15 protein-coding genes are annotated in these 12,254 nt (G+C 68.8%); 2 read left to right on the forward strand and 13 right to left on the reverse strand.

The genetic code is table 11. From position 1 onward, the window contains the following. Window positions 1–26 precede the first annotated feature (26 nt). The 12 genes from BDK63_RS02475 to BDK63_RS02530 all read right to left on the reverse strand — a co-directional run bounded on the left by BDK63_RS02475 (window position 27) and on the right by BDK63_RS02530 (window position 9,857). On the reverse strand, window positions 27–1,373 hold the full coding sequence (locus tag BDK63_RS02475) for a cbb3-type cytochrome c oxidase subunit I (protein ID WP_183329743.1): 1,347 nt from the start codon (window positions 1,371–1,373) through the stop codon (window positions 27–29). Between the two features lie 50 nt (window positions 1,374–1,423). After that, a complete protein-coding gene (locus tag BDK63_RS02480) occupies window positions 1,424–1,870 on the reverse strand; it encodes a c-type cytochrome (RefSeq protein WP_183329744.1) in 447 nt (148 codons plus the stop codon). Window positions 1,871–2,109: 239 nt separating this feature from the next. Beyond that, on the reverse strand, window positions 2,110–2,427 hold the full coding sequence (locus BDK63_RS02485) for a carboxymuconolactone decarboxylase family protein (protein ID WP_183329745.1): 318 nt from the start codon (window positions 2,425–2,427) through the stop codon (window positions 2,110–2,112). A gap of 78 nt (window positions 2,428–2,505) precedes the next feature. Continuing rightward, window positions 2,506–2,901, reverse strand: coding sequence for a SirB2 family protein (locus tag BDK63_RS02490; RefSeq protein ID WP_183329746.1), 396 nt, complete (start codon window positions 2,899–2,901; stop codon window positions 2,506–2,508). Window positions 2,902–2,921: 20 nt separating this feature from the next. Continuing rightward, a complete protein-coding gene (locus tag BDK63_RS02495) occupies window positions 2,922–4,118 on the reverse strand; it encodes an NnrS family protein (protein ID WP_183329747.1) in 1,197 nt (398 codons plus the stop codon). A 104-nt stretch (window positions 4,119–4,222) separates the two neighbouring features. Beyond that, the gene (locus BDK63_RS02500; protein WP_183329748.1) at window positions 4,223–5,749 is read right to left on the reverse strand and encodes a cytochrome D1 domain-containing protein; all 1,527 of its coding nucleotides are present in this window, start codon (window positions 5,747–5,749) and stop codon (window positions 4,223–4,225) included. Then, window positions 5,746–6,615, reverse strand: a complete 870-nt coding sequence (cobA, locus tag BDK63_RS02505; RefSeq protein WP_183329749.1) for a uroporphyrinogen-III C-methyltransferase — start codon at window positions 6,613–6,615, stop codon at window positions 5,746–5,748. The genes BDK63_RS02500 and cobA overlap by 4 nt, the downstream gene beginning before the upstream one ends. A gap of 48 nt (window positions 6,616–6,663) precedes the next feature. Continuing rightward, window positions 6,664–7,863, reverse strand: a complete 1,200-nt coding sequence (gene nirJ / locus BDK63_RS02510; RefSeq protein WP_183329750.1) for a heme d1 biosynthesis radical SAM protein NirJ — start codon at window positions 7,861–7,863, stop codon at window positions 6,664–6,666. A gap of 24 nt (window positions 7,864–7,887) precedes the next feature. Then, window positions 7,888–8,415 (reverse strand): siroheme decarboxylase subunit beta, encoded by a 528-nt coding sequence (ahbB, locus tag BDK63_RS02515; RefSeq protein WP_183329751.1) that lies wholly within the window; start codon window positions 8,413–8,415, stop codon window positions 7,888–7,890. Further along, on the reverse strand, window positions 8,390–8,872 hold the full coding sequence (locus tag BDK63_RS02520) for an Lrp/AsnC family transcriptional regulator (RefSeq protein WP_183329752.1): 483 nt from the start codon (window positions 8,870–8,872) through the stop codon (window positions 8,390–8,392). Before BDK63_RS02520 ends, ahbB (BDK63_RS02515) begins: the two co-directional genes overlap by 26 nt. Further along, window positions 8,869–9,387: a siroheme decarboxylase subunit beta gene (gene ahbB, locus BDK63_RS02525; RefSeq protein ID WP_183329753.1), complete on the reverse strand. Its 519-nt coding sequence runs from the start codon at window positions 9,385–9,387 to the stop codon at window positions 8,869–8,871. The genes BDK63_RS02520 and ahbB (BDK63_RS02525) overlap by 4 nt, the downstream gene beginning before the upstream one ends. Further along, a complete protein-coding gene (locus BDK63_RS02530) occupies window positions 9,384–9,857 on the reverse strand; it encodes an Lrp/AsnC family transcriptional regulator (protein ID WP_183329754.1) in 474 nt (157 codons plus the stop codon). Before BDK63_RS02530 ends, ahbB (BDK63_RS02525) begins: the two co-directional genes overlap by 4 nt. 251 nt (window positions 9,858–10,108) lie before the next feature. On the opposite strand from BDK63_RS02530, the gene BDK63_RS02535 reads away from it, so the two are divergent. Beyond that, entirely contained in the window at window positions 10,109–10,450 is a 342-nt protein-coding gene (locus BDK63_RS02535) for a c-type cytochrome (RefSeq protein ID WP_183329755.1), read from the forward strand. A gap of 18 nt (window positions 10,451–10,468) precedes the next feature. Continuing rightward, a complete protein-coding gene (locus tag BDK63_RS02540) occupies window positions 10,469–11,677 on the forward strand; it encodes a cytochrome D1 domain-containing protein (protein WP_183329756.1) in 1,209 nt (402 codons plus the stop codon). Window positions 11,678–11,720: 43 nt separating this feature from the next. On the opposite strand, the gene BDK63_RS02545 is transcribed toward BDK63_RS02540, so the two are convergent. Next, window positions 11,721–12,119 (reverse strand): MarR family winged helix-turn-helix transcriptional regulator, encoded by a 399-nt coding sequence (locus BDK63_RS02545; RefSeq protein ID WP_246385705.1) that lies wholly within the window; start codon window positions 12,117–12,119, stop codon window positions 11,721–11,723. Between the last annotated feature and the right edge of the window lie 135 nt (window positions 12,120–12,254).

Here is a 12,254-nt window from a genome sequence, read left to right on the forward strand (position 1 = left end):
GCAGGGGCCGCGGCCCGCCAGGGGGCTCACTCGGTGGCGGTCAGCGGCTTGCTGGTGGCGGGCACCTGCTCGCGCGCCGGCCCGAAGACCGCGTAGATGAACATCACCGCGGCGAGGCCGACGAAGATACCGGTGCCGAAGCGGAACACGTAGAAGAGATCGAGCTGATCCTGGATCTGCATGAAGTTCATGCCGAGCACCCGCTGCAGGTGGGTCTGGACGACGCCTGCGAAGGTCAGGGTGAAGGTCATGAACCACATGGCGGAGGTCATGATCCAGAAGGCCCACATGTTCAGCACCTGGTTGTAGGGCTGCACGCGGCGCAGCTGCGGCATGGCGTAGGTGATGACGCCCAGCACCAGCATCACGTAGGCGCCGTAGAAGGCCAGGTGGCCGTGGGCCGCGGTGATCTGGGTGCCGTGGGTGTAGTAGTTGATCCACGACAGGGTGTGCATGAAGCCCCACACGCCGGCGCCGAAGAAGGCCACGGCGGCACTGCCCATGGTCCACAGCATGGCGGCCTTGTTCGGGTGGTTGCGGTTGCCCTTCCAGAACATGTAGAAGGCGAACACCACCATGGCGAAGAACGGGATCACCTCCAGGGTGGAGAAGATGCTGCCGATGGGCTGCCAGTAGCCGGGGGTGCCGATCCAGTAGTAGTGGTGGCCGGTGCCCAGCAGGCCGGAGAACAGCGCCAGGCCGACGATGACGTAGAGCCACTTCTCGATGATCTCGCGGTCGACGCCGGTCATCTTGATCAGCAGGTAGCCGAGCAGGGAGGCCATGATCAGCTCCCACACGCCTTCCACCCAGATGTGGACGATCCACCACCACCACAGCTTGTCCAGCGCCAGGTTATCGGGGTTGTAGAAGGCGAACAGCCAGAACACCGCGGCCAGCCAGAGGCCGAGCATCAGCACCATGTTGATGGCCGTCTTGCGCCCCTTGAGCATGGTCAGGCTGGTGTTGAACAGGAACATCAGGAAGGAGATCGTGATCAGGATCTTCGACCAGAGCGGCTGCTCGAGGTAGTGGCGCCCCTCGTGGATGCCGAACTGGTAGCTGATCAGCGCCCCGGCGCCGGCGATGGCGAAGATCGCCAGCTGCAGATAGGCGAGGTTGGGGCTGTAGATCTCGTTCTCGGCCTCCTCGGGCATCAGGTAGTAGGTGCAGCCCATGAAGCCGATCAGCAGCCAGACGATCAGCAGGTTGGTGTGGCTGGTACGGGTGATGTTGAAGGGCATGGCCTCGGACATGAAGTGAGGCCAGACATAGGCGGCGGCGGCGGCAAGACCGAAGACGATCTGCAGCGCGAACAGCGCCATCGCGACCATGAAGAATGGCAGGGCCACCCTCTGCGTTTCATATTTCATCGGTTCGGCTCTCCTGGGTTCGGGAATCCGGCGGGGTCATGGCGTCCGGATCAACCGGCCGGATGGGGCGGCCAGCCCTGGGTGTCGATGGAGTCGGTCCACTCGAAGAAGTCGATCAGCGCCTGCATCTCTTCGTCGTTGATCTCGAAGTAGGGCATCTGACGACGGTTCGGGGCACCGGTCGGCTGGGCACGCATCCAGGCCGCCAGGGCCATGCGGGCCCCCTCGGGGTTGTCGTGGCCGCCATAGCGGGTCCAGACGTTGCCGATCTCCGGGGCGAAGTAGGAGCCTTCACCGAGGATGGTGTGGCAGTTGATGCAGTTGTGCTGCTCCCAGACATGCTTGCCCTGCCGCACGGAGTCCGTCATCGGCTGGGTGGACGTATTGACGATGTAGAAATGGCTGTGAGCCGTCAGCGCGGCAAACACCAGGAAGAAGAACAGCGACCCGCCATAGAAGATATTGCGGGCAGCTGCCTTTGTCAGGCCTTCGGTCATGGACCATACCCCCTTGCTCGTCTTGCATTCTTGTCGAAACCGGCGGCCCGCGTTCGCCGCTGTGCAACCGCCGTTTCCGCCCCCTTTAATATGCATTCAGCATGCATGTTAAAGAGTAGCAGCCGGAACCCGTCCATGACTTTGACGAGGGTCAATAGGGAGTGGTCGGAAGGCGGCAACGGAGGCTTGCCAGACGCGGCAAGGGGGGAAGCCGGCAGCGCACTGCCGGCAGGGAGGGGTCACGCCTCGGTGAGATCCTCGATCCAGGTCAGCGCCGCGACGCCGCTGGGCAGGCCCAGGGTCGGGATGGCCAGCATGGCCACCTGCTTCAGCGCCTCGGGAGACTCGCCCTCCTCCAGGCCGCGGCGGGCATGGGAGTGCACCGCGCCCTCGGAGCGCGCGCCCACGGCCAGCGCCAGCTTGACCAGGCGCCGGGTACGGGCATCCAGGGGGCCCGCCTCGGCGCACGCCTTGCCCAGGGCGGCATAGGCGTCCCACACCTCGGGAAACTGCTCGGCGACCTGGCCGGCGCCGGAGGGAAGATCCTGTTGGCTCATGAAGTCACTCCTTGTCGGTGGTTATCGGACACTCCGCCCCAGTATAGAGAGCCGCGAGCCCACGCGTCATTCGGCGCCTCAGCCGGCCGCCAGCCAGGAGAGCGGATCATGGCGGATCGCCGCCCCCAGCATGTAGAGGAAGGTGGCCACCGCGGCCAGGGCCGCGGCACCGCGTACCGCGGGCGTGGGGCCGCGCTTGATCGCCACCGTGCCCAGCCCGATGTAAAGCAGCAGGGCGATGAGCTTGGCGGCCAGCCAGGGGTGCTGGTGGGGCCACATCCCGAGCATCACCATCAGCAGCACGCCGAGCGTCAGCAGCAGGGTATCGATCAGGTGGGGCAGCACCTTCACCCAGCGGCGCTGCCGCCAGGGCGACTCCCGCACCGACCACCAGGCCCGCAGCATGAAGAACAGCAGGCTCAGGGTCGCGGCGGTGACATGCAGGTGCTTGACCAGGAAGTAGTGCTCGAGCATTGGCAGCCTCCCGTGCGCCCTCAGCCATCCTTTCCGTCGACCCGGGCCGTGGTCAACGGCACCGCATAGTGGAACAGGAAGATCAGGTAGGCGATGCACCAGAAGACGATGCTCAGGTTGTAGGTCCAGTGGGTGATCTGCGGGAAGAGCGCCAGCACCGGCGAACGCAGCAGGGCGCCGGTGAACATCAGCCCCAGCGCCACGCCGATACCCGGCAGGGTGCGGATCGGCCGGCCGGTATGCCCCAGCGAGACCCGCGCCATCATCGCCAGCATCATGCTGGCGATGCCGCCGATGGCCAGGGCATGCAGCGCCAGCTCCACGCGGAACACCCCGGTCAGTGCCAGGGCCCACATCACCAGCCCCACCACGATGAAGGCATAGCTCAGGTGCAGCCCCCACAGCAGCGGCTCGGCGAGAGTATGCTGCCCGCCCCAGCGGGCCAGGCGCACGCCGTTGGCGGCGGCGGCCACCAGCATGATCCAGCCCAGCAGGCCCCGGGGCAGTTCGACCCCGAGCAGCACCGCCAGCTGCAGCAGCACCACCGCGTAGATCGACCACAGCGAGAGCCGCTCCAGCATCGGCCACTCGGCGGGCTTCGGGCGGTCGAGCCGCCGGGAGGTGAAGAAGGGGATCACCCGGCCGCCCAGCAGCACCATCAGGGTGGCGATCAGCAGCACCCCCAGGTAGCCGCCCTCGCGGATCGGCGGCAGCTGGCCGCGCATCACCCCCAGGTGCATGGCCAGGTTGGCCACCGCCATGAGCAGGAAGATCGGCACGAAGACCAGGTTGCGCCACTGGCGAACCGCCACCACCATCCGCGCGAGCGCCAGGGCGGCCAGGGGCAGGAAGGCCAGGTCGATGGCCATCAGCAGCCCGGCGGGGAGCCCCATGGGGAAGGCGATCAGCAGCCGGGCGGCCAACCAGACCCCCACCAGCCCCAGCAGCGGTGCCCCTCGCAGGCTCGGCTGGCCGGTCCAGTTCTGTGCCGCCGTGAGCAGGAAGCCCACCGCCACGGCGGCGCCGAAGCCGAAGATCATCTCGTGCTGGTGCCACCACATCAGCCCGCCATGGGGGCGCAACAGGATGTCGCCGTGCCAGAAGGCGAACCACACCACCATGGCCAGCACGCTGAACAGCGAGGCCAGCAGGAAGAAGGGGCGGAAGGCGAGCCGAGCGACGGGGATGCCGGCCGGCTCGGGTTGGGGTGACGTCATGGCAGCTGTCCCGAGGGTTGCACTGGAGGTGTCTCGCCCATTGTGCCTTGCCCGGGACCGCCGGGACCATGACAGGTATCAATAATGCTTCTTATCTCGCCCGCTCAGTGGCTGGTGCCCTCCTCGTACTGGGTCTTGTTCCAGACGTTGTACTTGCCCGAGGGCTTGCGCATGGGCATGCGGTCCAGCTCCTCCAGGGTGTTGGCATCGAGCTTCAGCAGGTAGCCGTCGTCGTCCCAGATGCTCAGCAGCAGGGTCTCGCCGCGGCGGTCGAACTCCACGTGGGCGGCGGTCTTGCCGGGCTCCGGGATCAGCGTCTCGACGATCTCCAGCGACTGCTTGTCGATGACGTGGATACGGTCGTGGTGGGGGCCGAAGAAGACATCCACCCAGGCGTAGGGCGAGTTCTCGTGGCTGCGCATGAAGAAGCCGGGACCGTCGGTCTCGAGATGGGTGATCAGCGACCAGTCGCTCATGTCGAACACCGAGACCTGCCCCTTGTCGATGTGGGGGATCGCCATCACCCGGCGGCCGTCCAGTTCCCAGGTGATGCCGGCGCCCAGGTGCGGCATGCCCTCCAGGGGCAGGTCCGCCACCTTGCGCTCCGCGTCCATGTCGAACACCTGGCCGCCCTGGCCACCGCGGGCCGCGCCCACGATGTAGCGGTACTGCTGGTCGAAGAAGAAGTCGTCCAGGTAGTCGGGGGCCTCCATGCGGTGCAGCGCGAAGTCGCCGACGATGGCCTCGTCGCCCTCGGCGCGCTGCTCGGGCCAGCGGATCTCCCACACCTCGGGAATATCGCGCAGGGCCGCCACGAAGCTGTTGCGCGGCGGCGCGGTATAGACGGCACTGACCCGCGAGGTCTCGCCGTCGAGCCCCTCCACCGGGATCACCGCGATCAGGTCCAGGTCCCGGGCATCCAGCAGCACCAGGCTGTGGGGCAGGTAGTTGCCGGCCAGCACATAGCGGCCATCGGCGGAGACGGCGATGTTGCGCATGTTGATCCCGGCGCGCACCTCGGCGGTGACCGCCAGGTTGTAGATGTCGTACTTGGTCACCCAGCCGTCCCGGGAACCGAAGTAGACGTAGCGGCCATCCGGGCTGTACTTGGGGCCGCCGTGCAGCGCATAGCGGCTGGGGAAGCGGGTGATCCGCTCGAAGCGGTCGCCGTCGAGCAGGCTGACATGGTGGTCACCGATCTCCACGACGATGAAGAGGTTCTTGAGGTCCTCGACCTCGAACACCGGCGCATCGGGCAGGCTGCCGTAGGGGTGACGCACCTCGTGGCTGGCCAGGATGTCCGCCGCCTCCCAGCTGGGCTCGTGCTCGGGCGGCGTGAAGATCCACTCGGCCAGCGCCAAGACCTCCTCCTCCGCGAGCAGTTCCCGGTAGGCGGGCATCTGGGTGGCGGGTCGGCCGTCGCGGATCACCGAGACCGCCTCGTCGTGCTTGAGCCGCGAGAGGTTGTCCGGCAGCAGCGCCGGCCCGATGCCGCCCAGCCGGCTCACGCCGTGGCAGATGGCACAGTGGCGGTTGTAGAGCATGTTGGGGTCCGGCGCTTCGGCCAGGGCCGGCAGCGCCGGAGCCAGCAGCCCCAGCAGGCCACCGAGCAGCAGGGCGGGTCGTATCACAGGGCGACCCTCCCGGGCATGAGGTGGGGGGCGGCGGCCAGCGCGGCATCCGGCTCGCGGGCCAGGCGGGTCATGGACGGCGCCAGGGCGTCGGCCAGCCGCACCACCTCGCCCACCACGATCAGGGTGGGGGGCCGGAAGGCCTCGCGCTCGATCACCTCGACCAGGTCACCCAGGGTGGCCAGCACGTGGCGCTGCTCCGGGGTCGTGCCGCGCTCCACCAGGGCGACCGGGGTGGCGGCGGGCATGCCGTGGCGCTGCAGCTCGCGGCGGATCATCGCCGCGTTGGCCAGGCCCATGTAGAACACCGTGGTGTGGTGGGGCACGGCCAGGGCCGCCCAGTTCAGGTCCAGCTCCCGGTCCCCCTTGCAGTGGCCGGTGACGAAGGTGACGCTCTGGGCGTAGTCGCGGTGGGTCAGCGGAAAGCCGGCGTAGCTGGAGCAGCCCGAGGCGGAGGTGATGCCCGGCACCACCCGGAAGCCGATGCCGTGCTCGATCAGGGCCTCGGCCTCCTCGCCGCCACGGCCGAAGATATAGGGGTCGCCGCCCTTCAGGCGCAGCACCCGCTCGCCCTCGCCGGCCAGGCGCACCAGCAGGGCATTGGTCTCCTCCTGGGTCAGGGCGTGGCAGCGCGAGGCCTTGCCCACGTAGAAGCGACGCGCCTCGGGCCTGGCCATGGCGAGGATCTCGGCGGAGACCAGCCGGTCGAACACCAGGCAGTCCGCCTGCTGCAGCAGCGACAGGGCGCGCAGGGTCAGCAGCCCCGGGTCGCCGGGGCCGGCGCCGACGATGGCCACCTCGCCGCGGCCCAGCGGCGCCTCGTCGAGGTCGAAGCTCAGGTGTTGTGTCTTGCGGAATGCCGTCATGGCTCGCTCTCCCGGGATGTCACGGTCATGGTCGTCGCCTGGCGCGGCTCAGAGCTCGGTGGCCTGGATGGCCTCATAGGGTGCCGCCACGCGCCGGTCATGGCCCTCGTCGACGCCGATCTCGGCGTTGGTCAGGTAGCAGCCGGGATCCTCCTCCCAGGGATCGCCGGTCACCTTCCAGGCCCGCACGCGGGTATTGCCGTTGCAGATGTCGAGGAAGCGACACTCGGCACAGCGCCCCTTGAGCGGCCGCGGGCGCTGGCGGAAGCCGGCCATCAGCGGATCGGAGGTGTCCCGCCAGATCTCGGAGAAGGGGCGGCTGCGCACGTTGCCCAGGTCGTGGTCCCACCAGAAGGTGTCGGGGTGGACGTTGCCGAGGTTGTCGATGTTGGCGATGTGCTCGCCGGAGGCGTTGCCGCCCCAGTTGACCAGGCGCTGCTTCAGGTCGTCGGCCCGGTCGGGGAAGTGCTCGCGGGCCCACATCAGCAGGAAGGGGCCGTCGGCGTCGTTGTTGCCGGTGACGTACTCGCGCTCCACGCCACGCTCGAGCTCCGCGCGGCAGTGGTCGAACAGCCGGGTCATGGCGTCGCGGGTCATGCGATACCAGGCGTCCTGCTTGCTGTGGCGCCTGCCGCGGCCGCCGTAGTTGAGGTGCGAGAGGTAGAACTTGTCGACGTCGTGCTCGTCGAGCAGTGCCAGGATGTCGCCCAGCTGCTCGTAGTTCTCGCGGGTCAGGGTGAAGCGCAGCCCCACCTTGATGCCGCGCTCCTTGCACAGCTTCACCGCGTGCATGGACTCCCGGAAGGCGCCCTGGCGCTGGCGGATGACGTCGTGGGTGGCCTCGAGGCCGTCGATGCTGATGCCCACGTAGTCGTAGCCGACGTCGGCGATCTCGTCGATGTTGGACTCGTCGATCAGGGTGCCATTGGTGGAGAGCCCGGTGTAGATGCCCAGTTCCCGGGCACGCCGCGACAGCTCGAAGATGTCCGGCCGCATCAGCGGTTCGCCGCCGGAGAGGATCAGCGCCGGCACCCGGAAGCCGTGCAGGTCATCGAGGACCGCTCGGGCCTCGGCGGTGGAGAGCTCCCCGGCGAAGTCGATGTCCGCCGAGGTGGTGTAGCAGTGCTTGCAGGTCAGGTTGCAGCGACGGATCAGGTTCCAGATCACCACCGGGCCCGGCGGCTTGCGGGCCGGCGCGAGCGGCGTCGGTTCCATCAGGGACTTGATATAGCGGGTGACGCGGAACATGCGGACCTCCTCCTGCGGCGGGCCTCAGCCCGGCCGGTCGGACCGCCCTGCGAGCCGCAGGCCGGTCTTCTTGAGAATGCGAGAGCTGTAGAGGATGCGATGGTCCCGGCAGGCGCTGCCGAGCAGCTCGCGAAGGGTGTCGGCCTGCGCTTCCACCTCGGCGCGGGTGCGCCCGTGGAGCATGGCAAACAGGTTGTAGGGCCAGTCCGGTTGGTGGCGCGGGCGCCGATAGCAGTGGCTGACGCCGGGCAGCCGGGCCACCTCGCGGCCGAGGCGATCGATCCGCGCATCGTCCACGTCCCACACCGTCATGCCGTTGGCCACGTAGCCGAGCCGGTAGTGGTTGGGCACCGCGGCGACCCGGCGCACGATGCCCGCCTCCTGCATTCGCGCCAGGCGATCGCACACCGCCTCGCCGGAGAGGCCCAGCGGCCGGCCCACCGCCCCCCAGGGGTCGGGCACCAGCGGCAGCCCCGCCTGGGTGGCCAGCACGATGGCGCGATCCGTGGCGTCCAGCCCCGCGGCGTCAGACGGGCAGGTGGAGACGGACATGGAATTCCTCCTGCTTGGGCATGTTGAACACGGGCAGGCCGGTGGCGGCCTCGATCTCGGCGATCACCTGGGCGATGCGCTCCGGGGTCTCGGTGGCCAGCACGAACCACATGTTGAGGCGGTGCTCGCGGCGGTAGTTGTGGGCCACCTCGGGGAAGTCGTTGACCGCCTCGACGACGGCGTCATAGTCCCGCTCCGGCACCGCCAGGGCCGCCAGGGTCAGGCCGCCGCCGAGGCGCTCGGCGTGGTACATGGGGCCGAAGCGGCTGAGCACGCCGCTCTCCAGCAGCCGCTCCAGGCGGTAGAGCAGCTCGCCTTCGGAGAGGCCGAGCTCCACGGCCACCGCCGCGTAGGGCGAGGCGACCAGCGGTAGGCCATCCTGCAGGCGATTGATGATGCGCCGGTCGGCGGCATCGAGCTCCGCCGGCGCCGGCCGGGTGGCACGCGCGGTGGTCATGGGCGCTCCTCGGCGGTATAGCGGCCGCCGCGCTGGCGGTAGGCCTTGAGGCTGAACAGCACGCGGTGGGGGATGGCCTGCAGGGCGTGGCCTTCGATGATCGCGTCGAGGGCGGCCAGCACGCGCTCGCGGCGGGTGCCGTGGATCATGCAGAACAGGTTGTAGGGCCACCGGGGCAGGCGACGCGGCCGTCGATAGCAGAGGGTCACGGCGGGCTCGGCGGCCAGCCGGCGGCCCAGCTCGGCCACCTCGGCATCGGGCACGTCCCACACCACCATGGCGTTGGCGGCGATGCCCAGGGCGCGGTGGCGCACCACCAGGCCGAGGCGCTTGACCAGCCCCTCGGCCTGCCAGCGGGCCATGCAGGCCATCACCTGGGCCTCGCTCAGGCCGCACTGTTCGGCCAGCGCCTGCCAGGGCCGCGGCACCAGCGGCAGCCCCTGCTCGACCAGGGCGCGCAGGCGGCGCTCGGCGAGGGGCTCTGCGCAGGCGAGAGCCGGCTGTCGGGCGTTCATGGCGCCTCCAGTTCATGCCAGGGGATCGGGAAGCCGAGATCGATATGGAAGCCCTCGAGCATCGGCAGGCGCAGAATCTCGCGCTCGAGCTCCGCCTCCAGGGCATCGAGCCGGGCCTCGAGGACGGCCTCGTCGGGCGCGGTCATCACGAACCAGAGGTTGAAATCGTGCTCGCGCAGGTAGTTGTGGTTGACGCCGGGGGCGCGGTTGATCGCCTCGGCCACGGCATCGCGGGCAGGCTCGGGCGCGGCCACCGCGGCCAGCAGGCTGGCCCCGGCGCGGGCGTGGTCGAAGACCGGGCCGACACGGCTCAGCACGCCGCTCGACTGGAGCCGCTCGAGACGGCGGATCACCTGATCCTCGCTAGCCTCCAGGCGTTCGGCCATGGCCGCGAAGGGACGCTCGCAGACCGGCAGGCCACGCTGGTAGAGGTCGATCAGTTGGCGATCCAGGGAGTCGAGTCTGGCCATCCGGCGCTGTGCCTCCGAACCGATAAGATGCTTTCATGAAGCATCTTACCTGCACGGCATTCCCGGCAAGCGGTGATCTCCACCGTGGTTGACGCAAGTCAAAAGAGGCATTTTCAATGTGGCTTCATGAGCCCACGGCCTTCCCAACCCGACCCACGATTGATATCCGTCAAGGCGCCACCCCGCCGCCGGTCGGACACTGCAGCCAGACCCGCCCCACCGGCTGCCGACATCCGCTGCGAGAGACGCCCATGCTTCCGTCCGCCCGATTCCTGATCTGCCTGAGCCTGCTGCTGCCACTCACGGCGGTGGCCGGCGACGGCGAGGCCTCGCCCGATGCCGAGCGCCTCGAGACCCTGCTCTACCAGGACTGCGGCTCCTGCCACGGCATGACCCTGCGCGGCGGCCTCGGCCCCGCCCTGCCCCGGGACCGCATGCAGGCGCTCAGCCCCGAGGCGCTGACGCACATCATCCGCCACGGCATCCCCGGCACCGCCATGCCCGGCTGGCAGGCCCTGCTCAGCGAGGCGGAGGCCCGCTGGATCGCCGACCACCTGCAGACCGACAACCGCCTGAAGACCCTGGACGACTGATCCCCCGAGGAGACCACCATGCCGCTGATCCCCCCCCTGAAGATCCTGCTTGCCGCCGGCGTCCTGTCGCTGCTGGCCGCCGGCCCTGCCCTGGCCGAGAGCCCCGCCGAGCTGCGCGGCACCGGCGACCTGGGCGTGGTGATCGAGCGCGCCACCGGCAGCGTGGCGCTGGTCGACACCACCCACAGGACGGTGCTCAGGCACATCGAGGGCTTCGGCGACCTCTCCCACGCCTCGGTGAAGTTCACCCGCGACGCCCGCCACGCCTTCGTGTTCGGCCGCGACGGCGGCCTGACCCGGCTCGACCTGCTCACCGGCGAGATCGACGGGCGCATCATCCAGGGCGGCAACAGCATCGGCGGCGCCATCTCCCAGGATGGCCGCTACGTGGCGGTGGGCAACTACGAGCCGGGCGGCGTGAAGGTGTTCGACGTCGAGACCATGGAGCTGGTCGTCGACGTGCCGGCCACCTACGAGAAACCCGACGGCACCACCGGCCAGGCCAAGGTGGTGGGCGTGGTGGACGTGCCGGGCAACAGGTTCGTCTTCAGCCTGTTCGAGGCCGGCGAGATCTGGACCCTGGACATGTCCACGCCGGAGCCCGAGGTGACCCGCTATCGCGACGTGGGCAGCATGCCCTACGACGCCCTGATCACCGCCAACGGGCGCTACTACATTGCCGGGCTGTTCGGCGAGGATGGCATGGCGCTGCTCGACCTGTGGCACCCGGAGAAGGGCGTGCAGCGAATCCTCCCGGACTACGGCCGCGGCGAGGAGCGCCTGCCGGTCTACAAGATGCCGCATCTTGAGGGCTGGGCCATGGCCGGAAGCCAGGCCTTCTTCCCCGCCGTGGGCCGCAACGAGGTGCTGGTCGCCGATACCCGCGACTGGTCGCTGACCGATCGCATCGAGGTCCACGGCCAGCCGATCTTCGTGATGAGCCGCCCCGACGAGCAGCAGGTGTGGGTCACCTTCGCCCACCCGAACAATGACCGCGTCCAGGTGATCGACACCCGCACCCATGAGGTGATCGAGACGCTCTCCCCCGGGGAGTCGATCCTGCACAAGGAGTTCACCCCCCGCGGCGAGCACATCTGGATCTCCGCCCGGGACAGCGGCCACATCGTGGTCTACGACACCCGCACCTTCGAGGAGCTGGCCCGCCTGCCGGCGGAGTCGCCCAGCGGGATCTTCTTCACCCACCGGGCCCACCGCATCGGGCTCTAGCCCCCGTCAGCCGCGACGACGCCTGTCCTCCCGGGCAGCGCGATCAGGGCTGCCGGGGCCACCCCGGCAGCTGGAACTCCTCCTGAAGGTGGCGCAGCTCCGGCTGGTGCAGCTCGGCGATCCGGGCGGCGAGCTCGGCGCCCTTCGGCAGCAGGTGGACCTCGATACGGCGTCGATCCTGACGAGCCGGGCGTCGCTCCACCAGGCCCAGCTGCTCGCAGCGATCGACCAGCGCCACGGTGCCGTGATGCTTGGCCTGCAGGCGCTCGGCGAGCTCCCCCATGCTGGCCCACTCACGTCCCTCGAATCCCTTGAGGTGCAGCAGCAGCTGATACTGCAGCGGCGTCACGCCATGCTGCCGGCAGATATCCTCGCTCTGGCGCAGGAAGCAGCGCAGCTGGTAGCGGAAGTGCGACAGCCGCTGGAAATCCTGCTTGGTCAATCCTGTTCCCTTGTTCATGCAAGCCCCATTGCGTCTCGACCGGCGCCTTGACAGGCATCCGGGGGAGGTCTAAAGCTGATAATATCACAACATGATATTAATCTTCCGGTACGGCGCCACCCTTTCGGGGTGAGC

The organism is Halomonas campaniensis (assembly GCF_014193375.1).
In the GTDB taxonomy this organism is placed as follows: domain Bacteria; phylum Pseudomonadota; class Gammaproteobacteria; order Pseudomonadales; family Halomonadaceae; genus Halomonas; species Halomonas campaniensis.